Consider the following 24,959-nt stretch of genomic DNA (forward strand, 5'->3'; position numbering starts at 1 on the left):
TTCGGCCTCGGCGGTTTTCCGACTAGCGTGCGGAGCCATGCCAACCGCACTGGTGACCGGAGCAACCGTCGGGATCGGGGCCGCCTTCGCGCGCAGGCTCGCGGCCGAGGGCTACGACCTCGTCCTCGTCGCACGGACGGCGTCCGCTTTGGACGAGCTCGCGAAGCAGCTGCACGACCGCCACGGCGTGCACGTCGACACCCTGCCCGCCGACCTGAGCGACCGCGCTGACCGCCTCAAGGTCGAGGCCCGACTCTCCGAGTCCGCTGTGGACCTCCTCGTGAACAACGCGGGCTTCGCCACCAGCGGCGAGCTCTTCCAGACCGACGTGGAGAAGCTCCAGTCCCAGCTGGACGTCAACGTCGCCACCGTCCTGCGCCTGAGCAGGGCCGCCGTCCCGCCGATGGTCGCGCGCGGCAAGGGCGACGTCATCAACGTGGCCAGCGTCGCCGGCTTCCTGCCCGGCCGCGGCACGAGCTACAGCGCCGACAAGGCGTGGGTCATCGCGTTCTCCGAGGGCATGTCGCTCGCCGTGGCCGGCTCGGGCGTCCGCGTCCTGGCCCTGTGCCCCGGTTTCGTGCGCACCGAGTTCCACAAGCGCGCGAACATCGACATGTCGAAGACGCCGGGCTGGCTGTACGTCGACGCCGACCGCCTGGTCCACGAGGCGCTGCGCGACCTGCGCCGCGGCCGGGTCCTGTCGATCCCCGGCTCCCAGTACAAGGGCATCGTCGGCGCGACGAAGCTGCTCCCCAGGGCGCTGGTCCGCAAGATGGCCTCGCGCTTCGCCGGCGGGCGCGGCCGGACGTGAGCGGAACCATTCAGACCAACCGAGCGTCGGAGCAGCCGTGAGTGAACAGTTCCACGTCGTGCCGGAGGAGCTGCGCGGGTACAGCGAGCTGCTGGACCGCAACGCCCAGCACTTCCTGACCATCAAAGACCACGCGATCTCCAAGGGCGGTGACACCAGCGGGTTCACCGGCCTGCTGTCGTTGCTGCACCCCGTCGTGACCGGGGTGGCGAGCCTGTACGGGGAGACCCTGGACTTCGCCAACAAGATGCTGCTCAAGGACTCGGAGGCGCTGCGCAAGACCGCGGAGCACTACGAGAAGGCCGACGCCATCGGCCTCAAGCTCTTCGACGGTGTCCAGAACAAGCTGGCGAGCGCCCAGAAGGCGCCGCAGGTCGGGGGCAACTGATGACGACGGCGTACGCGGACGTCGAGGACCCCTCGGTCGCGCTGAACAAGGCGGCGGAGGACCGGCCGGGCCGGCAGTCCACCAAGGAGCTCATCGAGAAGGCCGGCTGGAAGATCCAGGGCGTCAACTGGATCTACGAGAAGGTCACCGGCGAGAACCTGGTCGAGTCGCTGATCAACCCGCTGCTCGGCGACTTCGAGAAGATCGACGCCAACGCCAAGGCGTGGGACAACGTCGCGAAGGCGCTGGACTCCGTGCGGCACAACGTCGACGCGGGCGTCGACCAGCTGAACCCGCACTGGAACGGCTCTGCCGCGCAGGCGTTCGAGCGCCGCATGGACACCATGTGGGTCATCGCGATCGAGGCGGACTCGCAGGTCGCCCGCATCATCGGCGACAAGTTCAAGTCGACGGCGAACACCTGCCGCACGCTGACGGGCCTCGCGCTGTCGCTGCTCGACTACCTGTGCCAGAAGCTGATGGAAGCGGTGATCCTCGCGCCGATCCCCGTGGTCGGCTGGGGCAAGGCCGTGTGGGTCGTCTACGACTGCATCCAGATCGTCGACCGCATCCGCAAGATCATCATCGCGGTGCAGACGCTGATCGAGGGCGTGCAGGGCATGATCAACGGCATCAAGGACATGGGCACCGCCCTGATGAAGCTGAAGGACGTCCGCGACGTCAACGACCTGCTCGACGTCGTCGACGGCTACCAGGACGGCAAGGAGAAGTTCGACGACGGCAAGTCCGCGGCCAAGTCCGGGGCGCTGGGCGTCGCGCTCAACGGCTACAAGCTGAACAAGGACATCGGCAAGGCCACCACCCGCTACGACACCAGCAGCGCGTCCAGCGCCGCGTCGAGCAGCTCGTCGGCAGCGGGCAGCAGCTCGTCATCCGCGGCGGGCAGCTCGTCGGCCTCCGGCGGCCAGGGCGGAGGACAGCAGTGACGTTCCCCTACGACCAGGCCCGGTTGCAGGCGCTCGTCGACGGGTTCGACGCCACGACGGCCGCGGTGGAGAAGACCGGCAGGGAAGCCGCCCAGTTCCAGCCGCGTTCGCGTGGGGTGACCGAACAGGACCTCGCCGCGATCGAGCGGTACGCCAAGGGCCCGAACGCGCCCAAGGAGTTCAAGGAGCTCCAGCGGCGCATCGACTCCGGCGAGTTCAGCTGGCAGGACGTCGCGGCCGGCCGCGTGATGGACGACGGCGTGCAGAAGGCGCTCGCCACCGGCGTGCCCGACCTGCGACGCGCCTACACGGCCATCCAGGAGGGCCACGACCTCGACGACATCATCGAGTCGGGCAACCCGTCGCGGCCGCCGGCCCGTCCCGCACGCGGTGACGACGGCGACGACGACGGCCCGCCCGTGTTCAAGGAACGAGTCTGGTGAGCCGCTAGCTCGACAGGAAGTCCGGGATGACGTCGCCGGTGCCGAGGTGGTTCGTCCCCACCCCGCGGACGACGTCGAACGCCACCACGGCCGCGACCGCGAGCGACCGGACGGGGTCGGCGGTGCCGGGGCGGAGCTGAGCGACGTCCCGGCGCACCCGCTTGCCGTTGCGCTTCGTGATCTGTCCGATGTGGAGCTTCAGCACGTCGCCGAGCAGGCAGAGGTGCGTGCCGTTGGCGTCGAGCAGGGCGTACCGGCCCGGTTGCGGCACGATCGAGCCGACCGGCCGCCCGTCCGGCCACGCCACCTTCGTCGGCCGCCTGCCCACGCCGGCCGACTTGGTGATCACGAGCAGCGGCCGGCCGTCCGGTCCGGTGGCGAGCAGGCGGAACGGCGTCCACCGGGACAGGCTCAGGTTGCGCAGGCGGGCGGTGACGAACCCGCGCCTGGTCTCGCGCACCGACCCCAGCAGGGTGTTGCGTTCGTCATAGGCCTCGACCGAGTACCTCGACCCCAGCATCAGCCGCACCGGCGTCCACGGCTGGTCCACCACGAAGGAGTCCGCGCTCAACAGGTTCACGGTGATGCAGGGTATGCGGCGTCTCGGCGGCGCGTGTGCGAAGCTTGCGACCTGTGCGAACTGAACAGGTCTTGGACGCGAACGCGAAGTCGGAACTCGCCCGCTTGGTGAGCGAATTGGCCGTGGTGCACGGCAAGGTGACCCTCTCGAGCGGCAAGGAAGCCGACTACTACGTCGACCTGCGCCGCGCCACGCTGCACCACGCCGCGGCCCCGCTGATCGGCAAGCTGCTCCGCCAGCTCACCGCCGACTGGGACTTCGTGGCTGTCGGCGGCCTCACCCTCGGCGCCGACCCCGTCGCCTACGCGATGATGCACTCCGCCGCCACCGCCGGCGACGTGCTGGACGTCTTCGTCGTCCGCAAGGCCGCCAAGGCCCACGGCATGCAGCGCCAGATCGAGGGCATCGAGGTCCGCGGCCAGCGCGTCCTGGCCGTCGAGGACACCTCCACCACCGGCGGCTCCGTCCTCACCGCGGTCGAGGCCCTGCGCGCGGCCGGCGCCGAGGTCGTCGGCGTCGCGACCGTCGTGGACCGCGGCACCGGCGCCCGCGAGGCCATCGAGGCGGAGGGCCTGCAGTACCGCTACCTGCTGGACCTCGACGACCTCGGTCTCGCCTGAGTTTCGTCGAGCGCGGTTCGAGCTACCCCGTCCTGGGCTGGAGGACGGGGTGGTGCGAATGGCCGGGTTCCTCGCGGGAGCCGTTGTGCTCCTGCACTTCGCCGTGCTGGCGTTCCTGCTGGCCGGCGGTTTCCTCGCGTGGCACTGGCGCCGCTTGATCTACCCTCACCTCGCCCTCGCCGCGTGGGCCGTGCTGAGCCTCGTGGTGCCCACCGTGTGCCCGCTGACCACCTGGGAGAACGACCTGCGGGCCGCCGCCGGGATGCCGGTGCTGGAGACCGGGTTCATCGACCACTACATCGACGGGGTCTGGTACCCGGAGAGCGCGTCGACGGTGGTGCAGCTGGTGCTCGGGGCGGTCGTGGTCGTGTCCTGGGTCGGGTTCGCGGCGAGTGCCAGGACGGCCCGGCGGGTGGGCGTTCAGTAACGTCTGGTCCGTGCTGCTCGAAGGGTTCCACGCCGTCAAACACGCCCTGCGCTTCGGCGGGAACGTCACGTCGCTGGTCACCACCAGCAGGCCCGTCGCCGTCGGGCTCGCCGAGTCGCACGCACCGGACCTGGTCGAGGCCTTCTGCCGGGCGACCGAGGTGACGAAGGAGGAGTTCGTCCGCCGGGTCGGCCGCACCCACCCGACCGGTGTCGCGGGCTTCGCCGACCGCCCTGACCTCCCGTTCGACCGCGACGCCCCGGTCGTCCTCCTCGACAACCCGCGCAACCTGGGCAACTTCGGCGCCGCGATCCGGGTGGCCGCGGGCCTCGACGCCGGCGGCGTCCTGTCCACCGGTGACGTCGACCCCTGGCACCCGAACGTCCTCAGAGGATCCGCGGGCCTGCACTTCGCCCTGCCCGTCGCCAAGGCCACCACCCTCGACCTCGCGGGCCCGCTGATCGCCTTCGACGCCGACGGCGAACCGCTCAGGGGGCCGATCCCCGACAACGCCGTGCTGGCGTTCGGCTCCGAGCGGCACGGCCTGAGCGACGAGGTGAGGCAGCGCGCGGCGAAGGTCGTCCGCCTTCCCATGCGCGCCAAGGTGAGCAGTTACAACCTGACGACTTCTGTCGCCATGGGTCTCTACCACTGGGCGGTTCACCGAGCTTCTTGACCGGTCAAGAACTCACCATTGCAGGGTGGTGATCGCGAAACTGCTGGCCGCGCGGGCGGGTGTTGCGGAGCGTGCCGTGCATTCGAGGCACCTGCGACGGGTGTGGGGTGTGCCGGGCACGAGCCTGGGGGCCTGCGGGTGGCCGCCGAGGTTCAGGGACAAGGTCTTCGCGCCGTTCAACTACTGGTGGCAGGCGCACCTGCTCGACTGCATGGTCGACGGGTACGAGCGCAACCCGCTGGAGGCGCGCAGGCAGGCGATCGTGCGGGTGGTCCGCGGCATCCGGGTGCGCAACGTCAGCGGGTGGACCAACGACTACTACGACGACGTCGCGTGGCTGGGGCTGGCGCTGCAGCGGGCGGAGAAGATCGGGGTCGGGCGGCCCAGGGCGGTGCGGCAGATCGCGGACCAGCTGCGCGACGGGTGGACCGACCACGCCGGTGGCGGGATCTGGTGGAAGCGCGGCGACGACTTCAAGAACGTGCCGGCGAACGGGCCCGCGGCCATCTTCCTCGCGCGGCAGAACGAGGGGACCGACCTCGCCAAGGCGCGGTCCATCGTGGACTGGGTGGAGGAGCACCTGGTCGACCCCTCCGGGCTCGCGTGGGACGGGCTGCACGTGCACCCCGACGGGGAGGTCCGCGAGGTCGAGAAGAACATCTACACGTACTGCCAAGGTGTTCTCATCGGTGCGTGCGTGGAGCTGGCCAAGCACGGGCAGCAGCAGAAGTGGCTGGAGAAGGCCGCGCGCACCATCACGGCCGTGTACGACGACCTCGCCATCGGTGGGGTGGTCAAGGGGCAGGGCGAAGGCGACGGCGGCCTGTTCGCGGGCATCCTCGTGCGCTACCTCGCCCTGGCGGCGGTGGAGATGCCGCGGCTCGACCCCGCGCAGCAGGGGGCCGCCGAGCTCGCCCGTCAGCTGGTGGTGGAGTCGGCGGAGGCGGCGTGGGCCAACCGGACGGTGGCGGTCAGCGGGCCGCTGTTCGGTCCGGAGTGGAGCGTGCCGGCCGAGGAGGCGCAGAGCAGGGACCTGTCGGTGCAGCTGGGCGGGTGGATGTGCCTGGAGGCGGCGGCCCTGCTCGAACGTCACGACGCGGCGAGGTAGCCCAGCAGGGTCTTGGCGTCCTCGCGGAACTGGTCGGCGGAGTCGTCGCGCACGAACTCCAGCAGCACGTTGCGGTCGACGCCGTCGCGTGCGAGCTCGCCGAGGACCGGCTTCCACAGGTCGCGGCGGGCGGACAGGGGCAGGCGGTCGGTGAAGCCGCCGGGGCCCCAGGAGAAGACGTGCGCGGTCACCGGTTCCAGGGTGCGGACCTCGTGCACCGCCGAGAACACGTCCTGGCCGCCGCTCGGCTGCCAGTACGGCACCACGCCGTCGACCTCGTCCAGCAGCCGCACGGCCGAGTCGAGCGTGTCGGTCAGCGTGTTGCGGTGGTACTCCAGCGCGATCCGGGTGCCTGCGGCGTCGGCGTGCTCGACGGCGTGCCGCAGGGCCTCCACCACGGCGCCGCGGTCGGCGCACTCGGCCGAGCCCGCCGTGCCGGCCCACACCCTGACCAGCGGTGCGTCCAGCTCGGCCGCGGTCTCCAGCACGGCGGCGAGCTCCGCGCGGTCCGTCACGCCTGCGCGGTAGTACGAGCCGTAGGCGGCCACCTTCAGGCCCGTGTCCACCGCGCGCCGCGCCGCCGTGAAGTCACCGGGCGGCACGTGCACGTCGGCACCCCACTCGACCGCCTGCAGACCGCAGTCCAGCGCCAGCTCGCCGATCTCGCCGACCGACAGCTGCCGGAACGTCACCGAGACCAGGCCGGGGATCAGCACCCGCAGGACTGCCGGTGCAGCAGCGACGGGGCCAGCCGGATGGTCTCCGCGGGACGGGACGGGTCGGCGATGCGCGACAGCAGCAGCTTCACGGCGGTGCGGCCGATCTCCTCGACCGGCTGGGCCAGTGTCGTCAGCGGCGGGTCGATCAACGTCGCCCACTCCACCTCGTCGTAGGCCACGACGGCCAGGTCCGTGCCGAGCTTCAGGCCGCGGGCGCGGGCCTCGTGCAGCATGCCGACCGTCACCAGGTGGTCGGCCGCGACGACGGCGGTGACCGGGTCGTCCTGGTCGATCAGCGGCGCGAGCCAGCCGCTCTGCGAGACCAGGGACTCGTCCCACTTCAGGCCCGCGCGGCCGAGGCCGAGGCGGTGGCCGAGGACGCGCTCCTCGGTCGTGGCCACGCCGGCCTTGCCGCAGACGATGCCGATGCGGCGGTGGCCGAGCTCGGCCAGGTGCGTGACCAGGCCGGAGGTGGCCTGCACGTTCTCCGGGCCGACCTGGTCGATGTCCTTCGCCACGGTCAGGCGGTCCACCAGCACGGTCGGGATGCCGAGCCGCTTGAGCTCCGGCAGCACCTGGCTGCCCGCACCGGCGGAGGGCGTCAGCAGCAGCCCGTCGACCCGGCGCGACCGCAGCATCCGCACCGCGACCTGCTCCGACTCGGGCGTGTCCCTGGTGTCGATCAGCACGAGCGAGTAGCCCGCTCTCGTCGCCTCCGACTCGATGGCCGCGATCAGCTCGGCGAAGTACGGGTGGGAGACCAGCGACACCGCGAGGCCCAGCGACTTCGTGCCACCCATGACCAGCGACCGCGCGATGGCGTCACCGGTGTACCCGGTTTCGTCGATCGCCTTCTGCACGCGCTCGCGCGTGTCCCCGGCGACCGGCCTGGTCTCGTTGATCACGTGTGACACCGTGGTGATGGAGACCCCCGCGAGAGCCGCGACATCCCGCATGGTGACCATGGCCGGGACCTTACCCGTTTGGAGGAAGGCCAGATGGCAGCCGTGCTGTGTGTCGGGCTCACAACTCTCGACGTCACCCAGCGAGTGGCCGTGTTCCCCGCTCCCGGCGAGAAGGTCAGGTCGGCCGAGGCGCACCTCGCCCCCGGCGGTCCGGCGGCCAACGCGGCGCGGGCGGTGGCCGCTCTGGGCGGATCTTCGTCACTTCTCACCGCCCTGGGCGCCGACGCACTGGGTGAATTCGTGCGGGCCGGGTTGGAGCCGGTCCACGTCGTCGCCGTCGAGGGGACGACGCCGGTGAGCATGGTCGTCGTCAGAGATGCTGATGGGGAGCGCACGGTCGTGTCGCGCAACGCCTCGGTGCCGGTCATCGCGCCGGATTTGTCCGATCTCGTGGCCGCCGCGGACGTGGTGCTCTTGGACGGGCACCACGACGGACTGGCGTTGCCCGCCGCCCGTGCGGCGAAAGCGGCGGGATTGCCTGTGGTGCTCGACGCCGGGAGCTGGAAACCTGTCCTCGATCACCTGTTGCCGCTGGTCGACGTGGCCGCTTGCGCTTCGGGGTTCGAGCGGTCCGCTGCCGAGGTGCACTCGTACGGGGTCCCGCTGGTGGTTCGCACCAACGGCCCCGCACCCGTGACCTGGTCGTGGAACGGCTCGACCGGGGCGGTGCCCGTGCCGGCGGTGCAGGTGAAGGACACGAACGGTGCCGGTGACGTCTGGCACGGCGCGTACGCCTACGCGCTGGCGTCAGGAGCCGACCCGGTCGCGGCCATAGGCTTCGCGTCGCAGGCCGCCGCCGTTCGGGTCGGTGTGATCGGGGACTGGGTTGAGGAGCTGGCACGGTGGCAGGACAGCAGGTCAGGTTCGAAGAGCTGCTAGAGCGGGCCAAGGCGCTCACCGACATGGGTGAACGCAAGATCCTCGGGATCGGCGGAGCTCCCGGCTCCGGCAAGTCGACACTCGCGCGCAGGCTCGTCGAGGCGCTCGACGGGCAGGCCGTGCTCGTCGAGATGGACGGCTTCCACCTCGCGCAGAGCGAGCTGGAGCGGTTGCGGCTGGTCGAGCGCAAGGGCGCGCCGGACACGTTCGACATCCCCGGCTACGTCGACCTGCTCGGCCGCATCAAGGCGTGCGGGCCGGACATGATCTACGCGCCGGAGTTCCGCAGGGAGGTCGAGGAACCGATCGCGTGCGCGGTGCCGGTGCACCCGGACGTCCCGCTGGTCGTGACCGAGGGCAACTACCTGCTGCTCAACTACGACAAGTGGAAGCGCGTCCGGATCATCCTCGACGAGGCGTGGTTCCTGTTCATCGACGAGGACGTGCGGGTGCAGCGGCTCATCGACCGCCACCTGCGGTACGGGCGCACGTTGTCCGAGGCCGAGGAACGCGTGCTGCACGGCACCGACCACGTCAACGCGCTGATGGTGAACTCGTCCAAGGGCTCGGCGGACCTGCTGATCACCGAGGTGCTCTGACCGGGCCGCGGGCCCCCGCCGTCAGCTCCGGCGGGCGGAGGGCTCCAGCTCGGCCGCCTCGTCGATCGGCTTGCGCATCTCCTGCCGGTAGCGCCAGACGCCCCACCCGGTGCCGACGAGGAAGAACGCGACGCTGACGACCAGTGCCGCCGTCTCCAGCCAGGGCAGCTGCTCCAGGACGCCGGCGCCGTAGTAGCCGGCGAGCACGAGCGTCGGCACCCAGGCGACGGCACCGATGGTCGTGGCCAGCGTGAACCGCTTCACGTCCATGCGGGCCGCTCCGGCGATCATCGGCGCGAGCGTGCGCACCCACGGCAGCCAGCGGGCCAGCACGACGGCCCAGAACCCGCGCTGGTCGAGGAACCGGCGGGCCTTCTCCAGGTTCTGCCGGTTCAGCACCTTCCCGTCCTTGCGGGCCAGCACGCGGGTGCCGGTGTGCTTGCCGATGTGGTACCCGACCTGGTTGCCGACCACGGCCACGACCAGTGCGACCGCCGAAAGCGCCCACGCCGAGACCTCGCTGCCGTGTGCCGCCAGGACCACCCCGGCCGCGAAGAGCAGCGAGTCACCGGGCAGGAACAACCCGAAGATGAATGCGCACTCGATGAAGATGAAGCTCAGGACGATCAGCCACACGGCCACCGGACCTGCGGTCTCCAGCGAGGCGAATGCGTGCGCCACGGTGAACCAGCCTACGTCGTGCCCGCCGGCAGGGCGGCGACATCGGTGCGACGGGCCGGCCAAATCCGGGTTGAGGACGCCCGGTCACCGGGTGAACTCGCCCGTGCCCGTTCACCCTCGAAGGAACCGGCCGGTCCCGCTAGCGTGGCGGACATGGAGACCCTGCTCGGCGAACTCCGCACCGCACTGGGCGACTCGGGCGTGCTCACGGACGCCGATGTCACGGCGGGCTACCAGCGGGACATGATGCCGCTCGCCCCGTTCGGCAGTCCGCTCGCGGTGGTGTTCCCGTCGGACACCGAGCAGGTCCAGGCCGTGGTGCGGGCGTGCGCGCGGCACCGCGTGCCCGTCGTCCCGCGCGGCGCCGGCAGCGGTCTGTCCGGTGCCGCGAACGCGGTCGAGGGCTGCGTGGTGCTCGTGACCACGAAGATGGACGCGATCGTCGAGGTCGACACCGACAACCGGCTCGCCGTCGTGGAACCCGGTGTCGTGAACCTCGACCTGCGCGGCGCGGTGGAGAAGCACGGGCTGTTCTACCCGCCGGACCCGAGCAGCTACGACTGGTGCACGATCGGCGGCAACCTCGCCACCAACGCGGGCGGCCTGTGCTGCGTGAAGTACGGCGTGACCACCGACTCCGTGCTGGGGCTGGAGGTGGTGCTGGCCGACGGCGAGGTGCTGCGGACCGGCCGCCGCACCGTCAAGGGCGTCGCCGGCTACGACCTGACCAAGCTCTTCATCGGCTCCGAGGGCACCCTCGGCGTGATCACGAAGGCCACGCTGGCGCTGAAACCGCTGCCGCAGGCCCCCGCCACGCTCGTCGCCGCGTTCAGCAGCACCGCGACGGCCGGTGCCGCGGTCAGCCGGATCGTCCGCGAGGGCCTGGTGCCGTCGCTGATGGAGATCATGGACCGCACCTCGATCGAGGCCGTCGAGCAGTACCTCAGGACCGAACTCGGCGCCGGTCCCGGCTGTGCGGCGCTGCTGATCTGCCAGTCGGACGCGGGCGGCGAGCAGGCGCGCCACGAGCTGCGCAAGATCGAGGAGATCTGCCTGGAGGCCGACCTCGTGTACGCCACGCACGACGTGAGCGAGGGCCGTGACCTGCTGACCGCGCGCCGGGCCGTGCTCACGGCGCTGGAGGTCTACGGCTCGTGGCTCACCGACGACGTGTGCGTGCCCCGCACCCGCATCGCCGAACTCATCCAGGGCTGTGAGGACATCTCCGCGGCGACCGGCCTCAAGATCGCCGTCGTGGGCCACGCCGGTGACGGCAACATGCACCCGACGATCGTCTACGACCCCGCGGACGCCGACCAGTTCGCCCGCGCCCGCAAGGCGTTCGACGACATCCTCGCCCTCGGGCTGGCGCTCGGCGGCACGATCACCGGCGAGCACGGCGTCGGCAAGGTCAAGCGGGAGTGGCTCGCGAAGGAGATCGGCCCGGTCGGCCTCCGCGTCCACCGCGAGATCAAACGCGCACTGGACCCGGAAAACCTGTTCAACCCCGGTTCGATGTTCACCCCTAACCCCCTTGCAGATGCCGGCAGAGGCAGGGCGCGCAGGCGGTGACCGGGATCGGCCCGGTGGCTGCCGCCCGGTCCTGGGCTCAGCGTTCGACGCGCGGGATGATCTGCGTCGAGTCGTCCTGCAGCTGCGCCTCCATCACCTGCGTGATGTCGTCCGCCTCCTCCTGCACGAGCGACTTCTTCTCCTTGCGCGCCTTCAACACCTCGATGATGATCGGCACGATCGACAGGAAGACGATGGCGAGCAGGGTGATCTCGAGGTTCTCCCTGATGAAGGAGACCTGGCCGAGGAAGTAGCCGAGGACCGTCAGGCCCGCCGCCCACGCCACGCCGCCGATCGCGGAGTACGTGAAGTACTTCTTCGGGTCCATCCTGCCGACGCCGGCCATGGCCGTGATGAACGTGCGGACGATCGGCACGAACCGGGCCAGGACGATGGCGCGCGCCCCGTACTTGTCGAAGAACTCCTGCGTCTTGTCGACGTACTCCTTCTTGAAGATCTTCGACTCCGGCTTGCTGAACAACGCCGGACCGGCCTTCGCGCCGATGTAGTAGCCCACGACGTTGCCGACGAACGCGCACACGGTCAGCAACGCGCAGACGAGCCAGAGCGGGGTGTCGATGGTGCCCGCCGCGACGAAGAGGCCTGCGGTGAACAGCAGCGAGTCGCCGGGCAGGAAGAAACCGACGAGCAGCCCGCACTCAGCGAAGATGATGAGGCACAGCCCGATGAGCATGTACGGGCCGAGCCCGTTCAGCAGCACGGTGGGGTCCAGCCAGTCAGGGCCCAATGCAATCGTCACGGCGACAACGGTACAGGTCAGCCGAGCGTGATCACTGCGGCCACCGTGCCCGCTGCCAGGCCCAACAGCAGGGCGAGGCCCAGCACCCACCACGTGGACATGGGTGCGGGGCGCTCAGGAACAACCGGGGCAGATGCGACAAATCCGGCATTCGTGCTGGTCGCCTGCGCGCGCAGTGCGTTGGTCACCAGTCGCTCCGGATCCTCCGCCATGCCCCGCCCTCAGCTCAGTCCTGGACCCACTCGCCCTTGCTCATCACGTCCCTCGGCTTCAATTCTGCATCGAGGACGACGAGGTCGGCGGCGCAGCCCGGTTGCAGCTTGCCGGTCTCCAGGCCGAGCAGCTCGGCGCCGCGGGTCGCGGTGGCGTACGCGGCCTCCACGAGCGACAGCCCGCACGCGTTCACGGCGTTGCGGAACGCCATGTCCATCGTGAGCGTGCTGCCGGCCAGTGCGGCGCCTCCTGCCAACGTTGGAACGCCGTCGACGACGCGCACCTCGAGGCCGCCGACGTCGTACACGCCGTCGCCCACGCCCGCCGCCGCGATGGCGTCGGTGATGAGGACGGTGCGCTGCAGGCCGGCGTGGCGGGCGGCCAGCCGGACGGCGGTCGGGTGCAGGTGCACCAGGTCGCAGATGAGCTCGACGGTCACGCGCTCGTCGTCCAGCAGCGCGCCGATCGGGCCGGGCTCGCGGTGGTGCAGCGGCCGCATGCCGTTGAACAGGTGCGTGGCCACGCTGGCACCGGCGTCCACGGCTGGGCGGACCTGCGCCTCGGTCGCGTCGGTGTGGCCGATGGCGGCGAGGACACCGTTGTCAACGAGCTGGTGCACGGCCTGGACCGCGCCCTCCAGCTCGGGCGCGACGGTGATCATGCGGACCGTGCCCTTGCCCGCGTCGAGCAGCTTCGTGACCGCGCTCTGCTCCGGTGGGCACAGGATCGCCGGGTCGTGCGCGCCGCAGCGGGCCGCGGACAGGAACGGGCCCTCCAGGTGGATGCCCGCGACCACGCCCTCCTGGACCAGCTCTGCCAGCGCGGAGACCTGGTCGGCCAGCTCCGGCACCGGGCGCGAGACCAGCGACGCGAGCAGCGTCGTGGTGCCGTGCCTGCGGTGCGCGGTCGCGGCCTTGCGGACCTTCACCGGGTCGCTGCTGGTGAACGCGTCACCGCCACCGCCGTGGCAGTGGATGTCGACGAAGCCGGGCACGATCGTGCCGCCGCCGACGTCGGTCGTGGGGCCGTCCGGTACCGCTCCCACACCGACCCCGGCGATGCGACCGCCCCGGACGCTCACCCACCCGTTCTCGAGCACCCTGTCCGGCGTGACGACCCGACCACCGGTCAGGGTCACGTCGACCGGTCCACCCCACGTGCTCATCACGCCTCCAGCGTGTCGATGGCCAGCAGCGCCGCGCCGAGGAAGCCCGCCTCGTCGCCGAGCGCCGCGAGCCGAAGCTCCGGTCGGCGCTGGAAGGCGATCAGGCCGTCCAGCCTGTCCTCGAGCGGCTCCACCAGCAGGTTTCCCGCCAGTGCGAGCCCGCCGCCGAGCACCACGGCCTCCGGGCCGAGCAGCGTCGCCAGCACCAGGACTCCCCTGGCGAGCGCGTCCACGGCCTCGTGCCACACGGCGACGGCGTCCTCGTCCCCGGCTCTCACCAGGTCCGCGACCTCGGCGGCACCGTGCACGGCCCGTCCGGTGCGCGCGGTGTAGCGGCGGGCGATGGCGGCGGAGGACGCCACGGTCTCCACGCAGCCGACCTGCCCGCAGGCGCACGGCACGCCGTGGCCGACGTCCACGTGCCCGATCTCGCCCGCGTACCCGCCGCCGCTGAAGATCTGCCCGTCCAGCAGCAGCGCGCCGGCGATCCCGGTGCCGATCGGCATGATCACCGCGTTGCGCAGGCCCTTCGCGGCACCCATCCGGCACTCGGCCAGACCCGCGGCGCGCACGTCGTGGCCGAACGCGACGGGGACGCCGAGCCGTTCGGTCAGGACCTCGCTGAACGGGAACTCGCTCCACGGCAGGTTCGTCGTGTACACGCCGACGCCGTTGGCCTCGTCCACGATGCCCGGCGCCACGATGCCCACGGCGTCGATCTCGTGCTCGGAGGCCCCGCGGAGCTCGTCGACGAGCTCGGCGAGGACGTCCAGCAGCGGCTCCAGCTGTGCCGGAGTCGCCCTGCGCGCGTGCTTCTGGGCCACCACGGCTTCCGAGGTGCCGGTGACCAGCGCCGCCTTGGTTTCGGTGCCACCGATGTCGACGGCGACCACGTGTCTGCGTGCCACGGGGTGTGATCCTGCGGCATCGGAGCCCTATTGGTCTATACCAAGCACCGGATTGGGCGCGTGTTCCTGCGACCGGAAATCGCCTTCATCGGGCAAAAGGGGTGTCCGGTGGGCGGTGTGACGTTGCCTCAGCGGCCGGCCATGAGCTTCTGCAGCGCGTCGAGGGCCCGGGACGCGGTCGACTTGACCGTGCCCTTGGAGATGCCGGTGGCCTCGGCGATCTCGGCCTCCGACAGGTCGCCGTAGTAGCGCAGCACGAGCACCTCGCGCTGGCGCGGCGGCAGCTGCTGGAGCGCCTTGACCACGGCCTGGTGCTCCGCGGTGAGCATCGCGAGCGACTCGGCCGAACGTGCGTTCGCCACGTGCGGAGGGGTGTAGTCGCGGGCGGTCTTGCGGCGGCGCAGCACGCTGCGCGAACCGTTGACCACGGCCGTGCGGAGGTAGCCCACGGCGGCCTGGGCGTCGCGCAGGCCCTTCCAGTTGCGGTGCAGGCCCGTGAAGGCCTCCTGCACCACGTCCTCCGCCGTCGCCGGCTCGTCCACCAGCAGCAGCGCGAGCCTGATGAGGCGCATGCGGTGCTGCTTGTACAGGTCTTCGAGCGTCAGAGGCCCTGCGGGAGGTCCTGCGACGCCGTCCTTGATGCGCAGGTTGGTCAGGGTGTCCTGCACGCTGCGCGGGGTTTCGTCGCCAGCCACGAGGTAGGACGGTACCGGTCACGTCGCTACGGTGGTGCCATGGCCCGCTTTGCAGTCGAATTGGTGTTCGGTTCAAACCGTGACGAGCGTCTCGCGGCGCGCCCGGCGCACCGCGAGTACATCGCCTCCCTCGCCGAGAAGGGCGTGGTGCTCGCCGCCGGCCCGTACTCGGACGACACCGGCGCGTTGATCATCTACGAGGCCGCGGACGAGACGGCCCTCCAGGAGATCATCGCCGCCGACCCGTACACGCCCGCGAACGTCGTCACCAAGTGGGACGTCCGCCCGTGGAACGCCCTGCTCGGCTCCTGGCTCAACGGCTAGCGGCCTGCCCGCCGGGCCCGACCAGGCCGGACGTGTCGTTCGCGGCCATCTGCCGGTCGGCCTCGGCCACCTCAGCGACCGCCTGGCGGTCCACGACCACCGGCGTGAACGCGCGGAAGTACTTCAGAGCGCCGACCCAGCCGGGGACGTGGACCGCCTTCGACCGCTTCTCGATGCCCTTGACCACGGCCCTGCCGACGTTGCGGACCGGGTACTTCTTGCCCGCGACCCCCGGCATGCCCTGGCGCAGCTTGCCGAACACCGGGTGCTCGTCGGCGCTGTTGACCATGTCCGTGGAGATCCACGAGAAGTACGCGGTGCCGACGTCCACGCCGAGGTGCCGCACCTCCGCGCGCAGGCTGTCCGCGAACGCCTCGCAGCCCGCCTTCGCCGCCGAGTAGGCCGCGTTGCCGGGGATGTGCACGATCGCCGCCAGCGACGACACGACCATGCAGTAGCCGCGGCTCTCGATGAGGTGCGGCAGCGCCGTGCGCACCGTGCGCCACACCCCGAGCAGGTTGACCTCGATGACCCGTTCGAACGCCTTGGGGTCCATCGAGCGCACGAAACCGGTGGCGGCGATGCCCGCGTTCGCGACCACCACGTCGATGCCGCCGAAGTGCCCGGCGACCTCGTGGAAGGTGCGTTCGAGCGCGTCCCAGTCGGTGACGTCGACCTCCCACGCCCTGCCGCCGGTCTCCCGCGCGACCTCCTCCAGCTGGGCCTTCTCGAGCCCGACGAGCGCGAGCCGAGCCCCGCGTGCGGCCAGCTGCCTCGCCACCTCGGCGCCGATGCCCCTGGCCGCGCCGGTGATCAGTACCACCTTGCCCGTGACGTCCATGACCGCCACGGTAACGCAACCTACTCCCAGTAAGCTACTGGCAAGTTAAATTGCACTCAGACGGTCCACCTCGGCCTGCGACAGCTCCAGCTCCAGCGCCGGCGTGAGGTCGCTGAGCTGCTCCAACGTCCTGGCCGACGCGATCGGTGCCGCCACCGTCGGCTGCTGGGCGAGCCACGCCAGCGCCACCGCGGCAACCGTCGTCCGGTGCGTCTCGGCCAGCTCGTCGAGCACCTCCAGCACCTGCAGGCCGTGCTCGTCGAGGTACTTCGACGCGGCACCCGCCCGCTCGCTGCGCACCTCCACGCCAGGCCGGTACTTGCCGGTGAGGAAGCCCTTGGCGAGCGACCAGTACGGCACGGTCGCGAGGCCGTGCTCGGCCACGACCGCCTGCAGCTCGCCCTCGAACCGGTCGCGGCTCACCAGGTTGTACTCGGGCTGCAACGCGACGAACTTCGCGAAGCCCTCGCGCTCCTGGACCTCCAGCGCCGCCGCGAGCCGTTCGGCGGAGAAGTTGGACGCGGCGACGTAGCGGACCTTGCCGTCCCGCACGAGCTGGTCGTAGGCGGCGAGCGTCTCCTCCAGCGGCGTGTCCGGGTCGTCGAGGTGGTTGTAGTAGAGGTCGATGTGGTCGACGCCGAGCCGCTTCAGCGACCGCTCGGCCGCCGTCAGGACCGTGTCGCGCTTCTGGTTCTTGAAACCGGCCAGCATGCCGACCTTGGTGGCGACCACGACGTCGTCGCGGTCGCCGCGCCTGGCGAGCCACCTGCCGATGATCGTCTCCGACTCGCCGCCGGAGTTGCCGTCCGCCCAGGCCGAGTACACGTCGGCGGTGTCGACGAAGTTCCCGCCCGCCGCGACGTAGGCGTCGAGCACGGCGAACGAGGTGTCCTCGTCGGCGGTCCAGCCGAAGACGTTGCCGCCCAGGCAGAGCCGGGACACGTTCAGGTCAGTGGTGCTCAAGATCCCCATGTTCCGACGGTAGTCCGCCGTGGCCGGGGACACGTGACGAGATCGGCGGGTGGAACACGGGCCGACCGGCTCAGGCCGTGATCTCGACGCCCTTCCAGAACGCCACGCGGCCCTTGATCTCCTTCGCGGCGTCCTTCGGCTCGGCGTAGTACCAGGCGGCGTTGGTGTTCTCGGCGCCGTCGACCTGCAGCGAGTAGTAGTTCGCGGTGCCCTTCCAGGGGCACACGGTGGTGTGGTCGGTCGGCGTGAGCACCGCGGGGTCCACGGAGTCCAGCGGGAAGTAGTGGTTGCCCTCGACCACGACCGTGTCGTCGCTCGAAGCGATGATCTTGCCGTTCCACTCAGCGGTTGCCATGGTCTCCACTATGCCTTCGAAAGCGTCGCTCGGAACGTTCGGTGTGTGGGGCTCGCACGTGCAGTGGGCCGACGGGGTCGATCGGATCGCCGAGCTCGAACAGCTCGGCTACGGCACCTTCTGGATCGGTGGCTCGCCCGACGTCGGGCTGGTCGGCAGGGCGTTGGCCGCGACCGGGTCGATGACGATCGCCACCGGCATCGTCAACGTCTGGCAGTCGGAGCCGGAGGAGGTCGCCGCCGAGTTCCACCGGCTCGCGAGCGACCGGTTCCTGCTCGGCGTCGGCGTGGGCCACCGGCAGCTGGACCAGGCGTACGAGAAGCCCTACGACAAGCTGGTGGCGTACCTGGACCGCCTGGACGTGCCGACCGAGTCGCTCGTGCTCGCCGCGCTCGGCCCGCGGGTGCTCCAGCTCGCCGCCGACCGCACCGGCGGCGCGCACCCGTACCTCGTCCCGGTCGAGCACACGGCGCACGCGCGCGAGGTGCTCGGCGACAAGGTCCTCGCTCCCGAGGTGACCGTCGTCGTCGAGGCGGACCCGGACCGGGCGCGGGCGATCGCACGCGAGCAGCTCGCGTTCTACTTCACGCTCACCAACTACACGGACAACTGGCTGAGGTGGGGTTTCTCGGCCGAGGACGTCGCCGGCACCGGCTCTGACCACTTGATCGATGCACTCGTGGCGTGGGGAACCCCGGACCAGGTCGCCGCCAAGTTGCGCGCGCACGTCGACGCGGGAGCCGACCACGTCGCCATCCAGTCGCTGAACGGGCACTACGCCGAACTGGCCGCCGCGTTGGGCCTGTGACCCAGCCTCGTAGGATGCCGGTGATACGGCGTTCAGGGCACCTGAGGAGGACGACCGATGCCCATCGCAACTCCCGAGGTCTACGCGGAGATGCTTGACCGGGCCAAGGCGAACGAGTTCGCCTACCCCGCGATCAACGTCACTTCTTCGGAGACTCTCAACGCGGCTCTCCGCGGGTTCGCCGAGGCCGAGAGCGACGGCATCATCCAGGTCTCGACCGGTGGTGCCGAGTTCGCCTCGGGCACCAAGGTCAAGGACATGGTGACCGGCGCTGTCGCACTCGCCGAGTTCGCGCACGTGGTCGCCGCGAAGTACCCGGTGAACATCGCGCTGCACACCGACCACTGCCCGAAGGACAAGCTCGACGGGTACGTGCGTCCGCTCATCGCCATCAGCCAGGAGCGGGTCGACAAGGGCGGCAACCCGCTCTTCCAGTCGCACATGTGGGACGGCTCTGCTGTTCCGCTGGAGGAGAACCTCCAGATCGCGAGCGAGCTGCTCGACCTGTCCGCCAAGGCGAAGATCGTCCTCGAGATCGAGGTCGGCGTCGTGGGCGGCGAGGAGGACGGCGTCGACAACGAGATCAACGACAAGCTCTACACGACGCCCGAGGACTACCTGAAGACGGTCGACGCGCTCGGCGCCGGGGAGAAGGGCCGCTACCTGCTGGCCGCGACCTTCGGCAACGTGCACGGCGTCTACAAGCCGGGCAACGTGAAGCTGCGCCCGGAGATCCTCAAGCAGGGCCAGGACGTCGCGGCGGAGAAGCTGGGCCTCGCGGCCGGCTCGAAGCCGTTCGACCTGGTCTTCCACGGCGGCTCCGGCTCGCTGCTGGAGGAGATCCACGAAGCCGTGTCGTACGGCGTCATCAAGATGAACATCGACACGGACACGCAGTACGCGTTCACCCGTCCGATCGCGGCGCACATGTTCGCGAACTACGACGGCGTGCTGAAGATCGACGGCGAGGTCGGCAACAAGAAGGCCTACGACCCGCGCAGCTACCTCAAGGCAGCTGAGCAGGCCATGGCCGCCCGCATCGCCCAGGCGTGCGAGCACCTCAAGTCGTCGGGCCGCATGATCGCGGGCTGATTTCCGACCGCACGCGGGGACCTTTCGTACTCTCGGAGAGTACGAAAGGTCCCCGCGTGCGTTTGCGGCTAGCGGAAGGACTCGGCGTTGCGCGTGGCCCAGTCGGCGAACGGGCGCGGGGCGCGGCCGAGCACGGCCTCGACGTCCGGGCTGACGCGCAGCTCGGCCTCGGTCGGGGCGCCGATGATGTCGAGGGTGTCGTCGGCGAGCTCACCCGGCATCATCCGCTCCATGCCCGCCTTCGCCTCGGCGCGGGTGAGCTCGTGGAACCGCACCGGTTCGCCCAGCGCGGCGGCGATGGCCGCGGTCTGCTGCCGCGGCGTGACCACCTCCGGGCCGGTCAGCTCGTACACCCCGCCGCTGTGCCGGTCGTCGGTCAGGCAGGCGGCGGCGACCGCCGCGATGTCGGCCGGGTCGACGACGGGCACGCCGACGTCCCCGAACGGTGCCGCGACGAGCCGCTGCGCGCGAACGGACTCCGTCCACCACAGCGCGTTGGACGCGAACCCGCCCGGCCGCAGCAGCGCCCAGTCGGCCCCGGACTCCCGCACCCCGTCCTCCAGCGCCCGCAGCTGGACCCGCGTCGTGCCGAACGGCCTGGTCACCACGCCCAGCGAGGACAGCAGGACGATTCGGCGGACCCCGCTCGCCACCGCCGTGCCGATGACGTCGGCCGGGTTGGCGCCGACCGCGTGCAGGTCGCCCGACAGCAGCAGGAACAACGCCTTCGCGCCCGCCAGGGCGGGTTCCAGACCCGCCGGCTCCGCCAGGTCGGCCACCACGTGCCGCACGCCGTCCGGTACCTCCGCCGAGTGCCGCGACACCGCCGTCACCTGCTCACCGGCCTCGGCCAGCGCCCGCGTCAACGGTCGGCCCACGTTCCCGGTAGCCCCGGTCACCACGATCATGAACAGCTCCTTCGTCGTTGTCGGCACGACGCTAGGAACCGGGCTAACTCCTGGTAAGGACGTACCTGGAGGTAAGCTCAAGACGTGACGGGAGGTGTCCAGGTGGACCAGACCGAGGTCAAGGCGCGGTATGAGGTGTTTCACACCGACTGCCCGGCGCGCGACATGGTCGACCACGTCACCAGCCGGTGGGGCATCTGGGTGCTGATCTCCCTGCGCGGCGGCGACCTGAGGTTCTTCGAGCTGCGCGACAGCATCCGCGGCATCAGCGAGAAGATGCTCTCCCAGACCCTGCGCGGGCTGGTCGAGGACGGTCTCGTGTGGCGGCACGTCGAACCGACGACCCCGCCGCAGGTCACCTACGGGCTGACGGGGTTCGGACGGGACCTCGGCGAACCGCTGGAGGAGCTGTTCGGCCGGATCACGCGGCACCTCACGGCGTCCGGCCTGACCCGGCCGCAGCCGGTCAGCTGAGTTTCAGCCGCGCGGCCAGCTGGTGCGCCTCCGGCCGGTGGATCACCAGGTCGCCCACGGTCCACAGCACCGCCAGCAGCACGGCCGTGACCGCCGCGGACGAGAACGAGATGGGCGGCGCCCACAGGTACTCCTGCTGCGCCCAGATCCCCACGTACCCGATGGTGGTGACCGCGGCCGACCCGAGCACCGCGGCGGCCGGCGTCGGCATCTTCACGACGTGCACCGCGTCGATCACGAGCCCCACGACGACCAGGAACAGCGGCACGGCGGACTTCGGGAAGTCGATGCCCGCGAGCAACGGCCAGATCAGGCACCGGTACGCCACGTACCCGCCCGCGACCGCCGTCGCAGCCCAGACCCGGTCGGTCGTGCGGCGCGCGATCACGAGCACGACGGCCGCGGCCACCAGCCCCCACACCGGGTAGACCCAGTCCGCGATGGGCAGCGCGAAGTTGACCACCGCCTCCCGGCCGACCGGGACGCCCAGCTGGTCGGCGGCGAACTGCAGCAGGATCGGCTCGGCCTCCGGCTTGCCGCTGTCGTAGGCCTGCAACGCGCGCACGCCGTACTCCTGGTGCTGGTTGGGGAACCAGACGTTCTCCAGGACGAAGAACCACAGCGCCACCAGCCCGAACGTCCGCCAGTTGCCGGCGGGGAAGTACTTGATCCACCCGCGGATCGCGCCCGCCAGCATCACCGCCGTCCCCAGGTACAGCAGCGCGTGCGAACCGGACCAGCTGGTGATGTCGAGCCCGTTGATCCGGTGGTTGATCACGTCGATCGGCAGCGCGACCAGGAAGATCCCGCACCCGACCTGCATCAGCCGCAGCGCGGCCTTGTCGGCGCCGTAGCCGGTGAACGTGTGGAACAGCGTGAGGCCGACCACGATCGCCGTGCCGACCGTGTTGATCAGGTGCGGCGGTGCGAAGTCGTCGCGCAGCCACTTGAAGTGCCACGAGACGTCCCACGACGAGCCGATCAGCTTCAGCAGCAGCCCCACGAGCCACAGCTGGTACAGCTGCCTGGTCAGCGCCGCCGGCGTCTCCCTGCCGGGCACACCCCGCTCCCAGTACGTGTCCCGGAACTGCCTAACCCCCTGGATCATCCGCCCATCATGAGGTGACAGTGGGTGATCATGTTGCCGAAACGCCCCTGGTTTTACCCTGATGTTTCCAATTCGTGTGCACGGACGAGTGAGTGTCATTGCTCCGCCTGGTCCAGAACGGCACCATGCACGCCCATGGGCAAGAAGATCGTCGCCGGTGTGCTCGTCACTGCTCTGCTGCTGGCCGTCGTGGCCGCGGTCATGCGGCTGTTCCTCTCCTAGCCGCGCGCCGTGCGGCAGGATGGACCGCATGGTTGAGAACCTCCTGGGCCCCGGTCCGACCCACCTGCCCGACCGTCCGGAAGCGCAGGCCGCGGCCGACGGCGGGACCGACCCCGCCAAGATCGTGCGCGCGTACCCGGACTTCTCCGAGGCGTGGGCCCTGCTCGCGGAACGGGCGCTGCAGGCCGGCGACCCGGTCGCCGCCTACGCCTACGCCCGCACCGGCTACCACCGCGGGCTGGACCAGCTCCGCCGCTCCGGCTGGAAGGGCTTCGGGCCCGTGCCGTGGGACCACCGGCCCAACCAGGGCTTCCTGCGGGCGCTCGCCGCGCTGGCGCTGGCCGCGCGGGAGATCGGGGAGGACGAGGAGTGGGAGCGCTGCTCGAAGTTCCTCGCGGAGTCCGACCCCCAGGCCCCGGCCGCCCTCGGCCTCTGATCCCACCCCTGGCTGTCCAGGCGTCTGCGAGTACCACCAACCCTTGATCGAGACGCCGCTGACTGCACCCAACTCGCGCACGGGGCGGTTCGCCGTCCCGCTGCGCGCGGTGTGAGGCTGCTCGCCATCGCGGATCGAATCCGGGTCCCCGCAGGTTGTGCCTGGTGGCCGTGGGACGAAGACTGACGGTGGCAGGTGCGGCGGAAGACGGGGTGGCAGTGGTGGGCGTGGTCAGGGACGCGGTCGGACGGGGGTTGACGCGGTGGCGCGCGACCGCGTTGCCGATCGTCCAATGTGCCCTGTCGGCCGGGTTGGCGTGGGTGGTGGCGACGCTCGTCATCGGGCACCAGCACCCGTTCTTCGCGCCCATCGCGGCGGTCGTGTGCCTCGGGGTGTCGCTGGGGCAACGGCTGCGCCGGGTCGGTGAGCTCGTCGTCGGCGTGTCGGTCGGGGTCGGGGTGGGCGACGCGCTCATCGGCTGGATCGGCAGCGGACCCTGGCAGATCGCGCTCGTGGTGGCGCTGGCGATGTCGACGGCCGTGCTGCTCGACGGCGGGTCGGTGATCGCCCTGCAGGCCGGGAGCAGCGCGGTGCTGGTGGCCACGCTGCTGCCGCCCAGCGCGGGCGGCGGGTTCGACCGGATGATCGACGCGCTCACCGGCGGGCTGGTGGGGCTGGCGGTCGCCGCGCTGATCCCGGCGAACCCGGTGATGGTCGCCCACCGGCAGGCGAAAGCGCTCACGGGCACCCTCAGCACGGCCCTGCGGAGCATCGCGGAGGCCATCGACCAGCGCGACGCCGTGAAGGCGGCCGGGGTGCTCGCGGAGCTGCGCAACAGCCAGTCGGCGATCGACGACTACAAGTCCGCGCTGCAGACCGGCAGCGAGATCGCGAAGATCGCGCCGATCCGGTGGCGGTCCAAGGACGAGCTCAAGCGCTACCAGACCGCGGCCGGGCCGGTGGACTACGCGATCCGCAACACGCGCGTGCTGGCCCGCAGGACGATGGCGGCGCTGAAGGCCGAGGAACGGATTCCGGACGGCGTGTCCGGTGTGCTGCAGCGCTACGCCGACGCCGTCGACTGCCTCAGGGGTGAGCTGGAGAGGGGCAGGACGCCGCAGCTGACCAGGGAGGCCGTGCGGGACGCCGCACGGCCGTTGACCGCGCGGCGCCTCGGTGGGGACGGGTTCTCGTCCAAGGTGGTGCTGGCGCAGATCCGCAGCATCGCCGTGGACCTGCTGCAGGCGACCGGGCTGAACCGGGCGGAGGCGATGGAGGCGTTGCCGCCGCTCAGCCCTCCGGCCGGTGCAGAAGAGCCAGGAGCAGGGAGTGGACCGGCTCGTGGTCGCGAGGATCGGTCAGGGCGGACGCAGCGCCCGTGACGGCGTACCACTCTTCCGCGCCTTCATAGCGGACCAGCGCCTGGAACTTCCCGTCGTCGGAAAGGTCCGTGCGCAGTTCCAGGTCGCCGGTCACAACGCCGACCTCGTCGGTCATCACGCCGCCGGGACCCGCCACGAACAGCGAGGAGAGTGACGCCATCAGCACCTTCCGAGCATGTCCGACAAAGCCGATTTCTCCGACGAGTTCACGCTGAGGCTCCAGCGGTACTTGGTGTGTACCCACATCTTGGCGTAGGTGCACCAGTAGGACGTCAGCGGAGGCTTCCACGTCGCCGGCGTCTGGTCGCCCTTCGCCTGGTTCACGTTGTCGGTCACCGCGATGAGCTGCGGGCCGGACATGTCGTTGGCGAACGACTGGCGCTGCGCCGTCGTCCAGGAGGCCGCTCCCGACCTCCAGGCGGCCGCCAGGGGCACGACGTGGTCGATGTCCACGTCGGAGGCCGCGGACCAGGTCGCGCCGTCGTACGGGGAGAACCAGCTGCCGGAGGTGGCGGCGCAGGAGGAGTCGGTGACCACGTTGGTGCCGTCCCGCTTCAGCACGGCCTCACGGGTGTTGCAGGTACCCGACTGGGTGATCCAGTGGGGGAACTTGTCGCGGGAGTAGCCCGTCATCGAACTGTCGGCGCGAACGGTCAGCCCGGCGAGCTCGGCGGTCGCCGTGGCGGCGCTGGGGATGTTCGGCGGTGTCGCGAGTGCAGGGGTGACGAAACCAAGGGTGAGCGCCACCGCGGTGACGGAGACACCGATGATCCGGTTAACTGTTGACATCGTCCCGACCTTCCTGGTTGGAAGTGATCGGAACCACCCTCGGTCACATTGTGCAATTAGGCAATGCCTTCGAGTGACACACGAGTGAACGA

At 70.6% G+C, this 24,959-nt stretch carries 32 protein-coding genes; 17 read left to right on the forward strand and 15 right to left on the reverse strand.

Translation table 11 applies throughout. The features are described from left to right. The first annotated feature begins 37 nt into the window (after window positions 1-37). The 4 genes from AB0A63_RS21850 to AB0A63_RS21865 are packed head-to-tail and all read left to right on the forward strand — an operon-like array spanning window position 38 to window position 2,589. Complete coding sequence (locus AB0A63_RS21850) at window positions 38-811, forward strand: SDR family oxidoreductase (RefSeq protein WP_360394191.1); 774 nt, start codon at window positions 38-40, stop codon at window positions 809-811. 37 nt (window positions 812-848) lie between these two features. After that, window positions 849-1,199 carry a hypothetical protein gene (locus AB0A63_RS21855; protein WP_360394194.1) on the forward strand — a complete coding sequence of 117 codons (351 nt, stop codon included), beginning with the start codon at window positions 849-851 and terminating at the stop codon, window positions 1,197-1,199. Next, window positions 1,199-2,146, forward strand: coding sequence for a hypothetical protein (locus AB0A63_RS21860; RefSeq protein ID WP_360394196.1), 948 nt, complete (start codon window positions 1,199-1,201; stop codon window positions 2,144-2,146). Before AB0A63_RS21855 ends, AB0A63_RS21860 begins: the two co-directional genes overlap by 1 nt. Beyond that, a complete protein-coding gene (locus AB0A63_RS21865; protein ID WP_360394199.1) occupies window positions 2,143-2,589 on the forward strand; it encodes a hypothetical protein in 447 nt (148 codons plus the stop codon). The genes AB0A63_RS21860 and AB0A63_RS21865 overlap by 4 nt, the downstream gene beginning before the upstream one ends. Window positions 2,590-2,593: 4 nt before the next feature. Here AB0A63_RS21865 and AB0A63_RS21870 read toward each other — a convergent pair whose 3' ends face one another. Continuing rightward, on the reverse strand, window positions 2,594-3,169 hold the full coding sequence (locus AB0A63_RS21870) for a hypothetical protein (RefSeq protein WP_360394202.1): 576 nt from the start codon (window positions 3,167-3,169) through the stop codon (window positions 2,594-2,596). A 71-nt stretch (window positions 3,170-3,240) separates the two neighbouring features. Here AB0A63_RS21870 and pyrE point away from each other — a divergent pair, with 71 nt between their 5' ends. Genes pyrE through AB0A63_RS21890 form a run of 4 tightly spaced genes read left to right on the forward strand, consistent with a single transcriptional unit; the run spans window position 3,241 to window position 6,000 of the window. Then, complete coding sequence (pyrE, locus tag AB0A63_RS21875; RefSeq protein ID WP_360394835.1) at window positions 3,241-3,789, forward strand: orotate phosphoribosyltransferase; 549 nt, start codon at window positions 3,241-3,243, stop codon at window positions 3,787-3,789. Window positions 3,790-3,847: 58 nt separating this feature from the next. Continuing rightward, window positions 3,848-4,216: a DUF2784 domain-containing protein gene (locus AB0A63_RS21880; RefSeq protein ID WP_360394205.1), complete on the forward strand. Its 369-nt coding sequence runs from the start codon at window positions 3,848-3,850 to the stop codon at window positions 4,214-4,216. 10 nt (window positions 4,217-4,226) lie between these two features. Next, window positions 4,227-4,892, forward strand: coding sequence for an RNA methyltransferase (locus tag AB0A63_RS21885; RefSeq protein WP_360394207.1), 666 nt, complete (start codon window positions 4,227-4,229; stop codon window positions 4,890-4,892). A 25-nt stretch (window positions 4,893-4,917) separates the two neighbouring features. Then, a complete protein-coding gene (locus AB0A63_RS21890; RefSeq protein ID WP_360394210.1) occupies window positions 4,918-6,000 on the forward strand; it encodes a glycoside hydrolase family 76 protein in 1,083 nt (360 codons plus the stop codon). Here AB0A63_RS21890 and AB0A63_RS21895 read toward each other — a convergent pair. Together AB0A63_RS21895 and AB0A63_RS21900 are read right to left on the reverse strand one after the other, a co-directional pair. Further along, window positions 5,982-6,716, reverse strand: coding sequence for a TIM barrel protein (locus AB0A63_RS21895; protein WP_360394212.1), 735 nt, complete (start codon window positions 6,714-6,716; stop codon window positions 5,982-5,984). The two genes, AB0A63_RS21890 and AB0A63_RS21895, sit on opposite strands and share 19 nt — an antisense overlap. Beyond that, a complete protein-coding gene (locus AB0A63_RS21900) occupies window positions 6,710-7,684 on the reverse strand; it encodes a LacI family DNA-binding transcriptional regulator (protein WP_360394215.1) in 975 nt (324 codons plus the stop codon). The genes AB0A63_RS21895 and AB0A63_RS21900 overlap by 7 nt, the downstream gene beginning before the upstream one ends. A gap of 33 nt (window positions 7,685-7,717) precedes the next feature. On the opposite strand from AB0A63_RS21900, the gene AB0A63_RS21905 reads away from it, so the two are divergent. After that, entirely contained in the window at window positions 7,718-8,563 is an 846-nt protein-coding gene (locus AB0A63_RS21905; RefSeq protein WP_360394217.1) for a PfkB family carbohydrate kinase, read from the forward strand. Window positions 8,564-8,586: 23 nt separating this feature from the next. Beyond that, entirely contained in the window at window positions 8,587-9,162 is a 576-nt protein-coding gene (locus AB0A63_RS21910; protein ID WP_360394837.1) for a nucleoside/nucleotide kinase family protein, read from the forward strand. Between the two features lie 21 nt (window positions 9,163-9,183). Here the strand turns inward: AB0A63_RS21910 and AB0A63_RS21915 are convergent, their stop codons facing one another. Next, complete coding sequence (locus tag AB0A63_RS21915; RefSeq protein ID WP_360394220.1) at window positions 9,184-9,843, reverse strand: DedA family protein; 660 nt, start codon at window positions 9,841-9,843, stop codon at window positions 9,184-9,186. 153 nt (window positions 9,844-9,996) lie between these two features. On the opposite strand from AB0A63_RS21915, the gene AB0A63_RS21920 reads away from it, so the two are divergent. Further along, window positions 9,997-11,415 (forward strand): FAD-linked oxidase C-terminal domain-containing protein, encoded by a 1,419-nt coding sequence (locus tag AB0A63_RS21920; protein WP_360394223.1) that lies wholly within the window; start codon window positions 9,997-9,999, stop codon window positions 11,413-11,415. Window positions 11,416-11,452: 37 nt separating this feature from the next. On the opposite strand, the gene AB0A63_RS21925 is transcribed toward AB0A63_RS21920, so the two are convergent. The 5 genes from AB0A63_RS21925 to AB0A63_RS21945 all read right to left on the reverse strand — a co-directional run bounded on the left by AB0A63_RS21925 (window position 11,453) and on the right by AB0A63_RS21945 (window position 15,156). Beyond that, window positions 11,453-12,169 (reverse strand): VTT domain-containing protein, encoded by a 717-nt coding sequence (locus tag AB0A63_RS21925; protein ID WP_360394840.1) that lies wholly within the window; start codon window positions 12,167-12,169, stop codon window positions 11,453-11,455. A gap of 23 nt (window positions 12,170-12,192) precedes the next feature. Further along, window positions 12,193-12,363 (reverse strand): hypothetical protein, encoded by a 171-nt coding sequence (locus tag AB0A63_RS21930; protein WP_360394226.1) that lies wholly within the window; start codon window positions 12,361-12,363, stop codon window positions 12,193-12,195. Between the two features lie 38 nt (window positions 12,364-12,401). Further along, on the reverse strand, window positions 12,402-13,553 hold the full coding sequence (nagA, locus tag AB0A63_RS21935; RefSeq protein ID WP_360394228.1) for an N-acetylglucosamine-6-phosphate deacetylase: 1,152 nt from the start codon (window positions 13,551-13,553) through the stop codon (window positions 12,402-12,404). After that, window positions 13,553-14,461, reverse strand: a complete 909-nt coding sequence (locus AB0A63_RS21940) for an ROK family protein (protein WP_360394231.1) — start codon at window positions 14,459-14,461, stop codon at window positions 13,553-13,555. Before AB0A63_RS21940 ends, nagA begins: the two co-directional genes overlap by 1 nt. A 128-nt stretch (window positions 14,462-14,589) precedes the next feature. Continuing rightward, the gene (locus tag AB0A63_RS21945; RefSeq protein ID WP_065915671.1) at window positions 14,590-15,156 is read right to left on the reverse strand and encodes a SigE family RNA polymerase sigma factor; all 567 of its coding nucleotides are present in this window, start codon (window positions 15,154-15,156) and stop codon (window positions 14,590-14,592) included. Window positions 15,157-15,195: 39 nt separating this feature from the next. Here AB0A63_RS21945 and AB0A63_RS21950 point away from each other — a divergent pair, with 39 nt between their 5' ends. Next, window positions 15,196-15,480, forward strand: coding sequence for a YciI family protein (locus tag AB0A63_RS21950; protein ID WP_360394234.1), 285 nt, complete (start codon window positions 15,196-15,198; stop codon window positions 15,478-15,480). Here the strand turns inward: AB0A63_RS21950 and AB0A63_RS21955 are convergent. The 3 genes from AB0A63_RS21955 to AB0A63_RS21965 all read right to left on the reverse strand — a co-directional run bounded on the left by AB0A63_RS21955 (window position 15,470) and on the right by AB0A63_RS21965 (window position 17,648). Next, entirely contained in the window at window positions 15,470-16,321 is an 852-nt protein-coding gene (locus AB0A63_RS21955; RefSeq protein ID WP_360394237.1) for an SDR family oxidoreductase, read from the reverse strand. The genes AB0A63_RS21950 and AB0A63_RS21955 overlap by 11 nt on opposite strands. A 45-nt stretch (window positions 16,322-16,366) precedes the next feature. After that, window positions 16,367-17,293, reverse strand: a complete 927-nt coding sequence (locus AB0A63_RS21960) for an aldo/keto reductase (protein WP_360394239.1) — start codon at window positions 17,291-17,293, stop codon at window positions 16,367-16,369. Between the two features lie 70 nt (window positions 17,294-17,363). Next, window positions 17,364-17,648, reverse strand: coding sequence for a DUF427 domain-containing protein (locus AB0A63_RS21965; protein ID WP_360394242.1), 285 nt, complete (start codon window positions 17,646-17,648; stop codon window positions 17,364-17,366). A gap of 10 nt (window positions 17,649-17,658) precedes the next feature. Here AB0A63_RS21965 and AB0A63_RS21970 point away from each other — a divergent pair, with 10 nt between their 5' ends. Both AB0A63_RS21970 and fbaA read left to right on the forward strand, forming a co-directional pair. Continuing rightward, a complete protein-coding gene (locus AB0A63_RS21970; RefSeq protein ID WP_360394245.1) occupies window positions 17,659-18,456 on the forward strand; it encodes an LLM class F420-dependent oxidoreductase in 798 nt (265 codons plus the stop codon). A 57-nt stretch (window positions 18,457-18,513) separates the two neighbouring features. After that, entirely contained in the window at window positions 18,514-19,548 is a 1,035-nt protein-coding gene (fbaA, locus tag AB0A63_RS21975; RefSeq protein ID WP_360394248.1) for a class II fructose-bisphosphate aldolase, read from the forward strand. 68 nt (window positions 19,549-19,616) lie between these two features. On the opposite strand, the gene AB0A63_RS21980 is transcribed toward fbaA, so the two are convergent. Beyond that, window positions 19,617-20,456: an NAD(P)H-binding protein gene (locus tag AB0A63_RS21980; RefSeq protein WP_360394251.1), complete on the reverse strand. Its 840-nt coding sequence runs from the start codon at window positions 20,454-20,456 to the stop codon at window positions 19,617-19,619. 84 nt (window positions 20,457-20,540) lie between these two features. Between AB0A63_RS21980 and AB0A63_RS21985 the strand changes: the two genes are divergently transcribed. Then, on the forward strand, window positions 20,541-20,930 hold the full coding sequence (locus tag AB0A63_RS21985) for a helix-turn-helix domain-containing protein (RefSeq protein ID WP_360394253.1): 390 nt from the start codon (window positions 20,541-20,543) through the stop codon (window positions 20,928-20,930). Here the strand turns inward: AB0A63_RS21985 and AB0A63_RS21990 are convergent. Then, window positions 20,923-22,038, reverse strand: a complete 1,116-nt coding sequence (locus AB0A63_RS21990; protein ID WP_360394256.1) for a hypothetical protein — start codon at window positions 22,036-22,038, stop codon at window positions 20,923-20,925. The genes AB0A63_RS21985 and AB0A63_RS21990 overlap by 8 nt on opposite strands. Window positions 22,039-22,288: 250 nt before the next feature. On the opposite strand from AB0A63_RS21990, the gene AB0A63_RS21995 reads away from it, so the two are divergent. Both AB0A63_RS21995 and AB0A63_RS22000 read left to right on the forward strand, forming a co-directional pair. Next, window positions 22,289-22,696, forward strand: a complete 408-nt coding sequence (locus tag AB0A63_RS21995) for a DUF3151 domain-containing protein (RefSeq protein ID WP_360394259.1) — start codon at window positions 22,289-22,291, stop codon at window positions 22,694-22,696. 221 nt (window positions 22,697-22,917) lie between these two features. Further along, window positions 22,918-24,078, forward strand: coding sequence for an FUSC family protein (locus AB0A63_RS22000; protein ID WP_360394261.1), 1,161 nt, complete (start codon window positions 22,918-22,920; stop codon window positions 24,076-24,078). A 159-nt stretch (window positions 24,079-24,237) separates the two neighbouring features. Here AB0A63_RS22000 and AB0A63_RS22005 read toward each other — a convergent pair whose 3' ends face one another. Next, entirely contained in the window at window positions 24,238-24,867 is a 630-nt protein-coding gene (locus tag AB0A63_RS22005) for an HNH endonuclease family protein (RefSeq protein ID WP_360394263.1), read from the reverse strand. Window positions 24,868-24,959 lie beyond the last annotated feature (92 nt).

It is taken from the genome of Lentzea sp. NPDC042327 (assembly GCF_040647275.1).
Taxonomy (GTDB): domain Bacteria; phylum Actinomycetota; class Actinomycetes; order Mycobacteriales; family Pseudonocardiaceae; genus Lentzea.

What these genes read in the sequence shown, in the direction of transcription:
- AB0A63_RS21900 (WP_360394215.1), bottom strand. Translation starts at nt 7,684, where the DNA reads ATGGTCACCATGCGGGATGTCGCGGCTCTCGCGGGGGTCTCCATCACC.
- AB0A63_RS21980 (WP_360394251.1), bottom strand. Translation starts at nt 20,456, where the DNA reads ATGATCGTGGTGACCGGGGCTACCGGGAACGTGGGCCGACCGTTGACG.
- nagA (WP_360394228.1), bottom strand. Translation starts at nt 13,553, where the DNA reads ATGAGCACGTGGGGTGGACCGGTCGACGTGACCCTGACCGGTGGTCGG.
- AB0A63_RS21995 (WP_360394259.1), top strand. Translation starts at nt 22,289, where the DNA reads ATGGTTGAGAACCTCCTGGGCCCCGGTCCGACCCACCTGCCCGACCGT.
- AB0A63_RS21860 (WP_360394196.1), top strand. Translation starts at nt 1,199, where the DNA reads ATGACGACGGCGTACGCGGACGTCGAGGACCCCTCGGTCGCGCTGAAC.
- AB0A63_RS21950 (WP_360394234.1), top strand. Translation starts at nt 15,196, where the DNA reads ATGGCCCGCTTTGCAGTCGAATTGGTGTTCGGTTCAAACCGTGACGAG.
- AB0A63_RS21920 (WP_360394223.1), top strand. Translation starts at nt 9,997, where the DNA reads ATGGAGACCCTGCTCGGCGAACTCCGCACCGCACTGGGCGACTCGGGC.
- AB0A63_RS21955 (WP_360394237.1), bottom strand. Translation starts at nt 16,321, where the DNA reads ATGGACGTCACGGGCAAGGTGGTACTGATCACCGGCGCGGCCAGGGGC.
- AB0A63_RS21960 (WP_360394239.1), bottom strand. Translation starts at nt 17,293, where the DNA reads ATGGGGATCTTGAGCACCACTGACCTGAACGTGTCCCGGCTCTGCCTG.
- AB0A63_RS21965 (WP_360394242.1), bottom strand. Translation starts at nt 17,648, where the DNA reads ATGGCAACCGCTGAGTGGAACGGCAAGATCATCGCTTCGAGCGACGAC.
- fbaA (WP_360394248.1), top strand. Translation starts at nt 18,514, where the DNA reads ATGCCCATCGCAACTCCCGAGGTCTACGCGGAGATGCTTGACCGGGCC.
- AB0A63_RS21905 (WP_360394217.1), top strand. Translation starts at nt 7,718, where the DNA reads ATGGCAGCCGTGCTGTGTGTCGGGCTCACAACTCTCGACGTCACCCAG.
- AB0A63_RS21990 (WP_360394256.1), bottom strand. Translation starts at nt 22,038, where the DNA reads ATGATCCAGGGGGTTAGGCAGTTCCGGGACACGTACTGGGAGCGGGGT.
- AB0A63_RS22005 (WP_360394263.1), bottom strand. Translation starts at nt 24,867, where the DNA reads ATGTCAACAGTTAACCGGATCATCGGTGTCTCCGTCACCGCGGTGGCG.
- AB0A63_RS21970 (WP_360394245.1), top strand. Translation starts at nt 17,659, where the DNA reads ATGCCTTCGAAAGCGTCGCTCGGAACGTTCGGTGTGTGGGGCTCGCAC.
- AB0A63_RS21850 (WP_360394191.1), top strand. Translation starts at nt 38, where the DNA reads ATGCCAACCGCACTGGTGACCGGAGCAACCGTCGGGATCGGGGCCGCC.
- AB0A63_RS21880 (WP_360394205.1), top strand. Translation starts at nt 3,848, where the DNA reads ATGGCCGGGTTCCTCGCGGGAGCCGTTGTGCTCCTGCACTTCGCCGTG.
- AB0A63_RS21910 (WP_360394837.1), top strand. Translation starts at nt 8,587, where the DNA reads ATGGGTGAACGCAAGATCCTCGGGATCGGCGGAGCTCCCGGCTCCGGC.